Annotated in this window: 1 protein-coding gene; it reads left to right on the plus strand. The window is 65.0% G+C overall.

The window, feature by feature from the left end:
• Window positions 1–81: 81 nt before the first annotated feature.
• Window positions 82–406: THUMP domain-containing protein (locus tag GVL52_RS32475; RefSeq protein ID WP_200848050.1), on the plus strand; the 325-nt coding region annotated here is incomplete at its 3' end.

Genomic DNA, 406 nt, shown 5'->3' on the forward strand with positions numbered 1-406 from the left:
TTATTCTGCTATACGGAAAAATGATCGGACGAGGGGTTTTGCCGCCAGGGCGTATCCTCTCGCCCCTGCGTTATGAATTCATTGCAAATCTTTCTGCCCTGCGCCGCCGGCGTCGAGGGCTTCCTGGCCGACGAGGTGCACGACCTGACCGGGCTGACGGGGCATGACCTGCTCACGGGGCGCGGCGGCGTGCTGGCGCGCGCTTCCTGGCGCCAGGCGCTGCAGCTCAATCTGCACAGCCGCCTCGCGCAGCGCGTGCTGGTGCAACTGGCCGAGCGTATGTACCGCTCGGAGAACGATCTCTACGCCATCGCGGCCGAGGTGGCGTGGGAGATCTGGTTCACTCCGCGCCAGAGCTTCCGCATCGACGTCACGGCCCAGCACAGCCCGCTCAACAGCCTGAACT

Source organism: Rhizobium sp. 18055, from assembly GCF_902706285.1.
GTDB lineage: Bacteria > Pseudomonadota > Alphaproteobacteria > Rhizobiales > Rhizobiaceae > Rhizobium.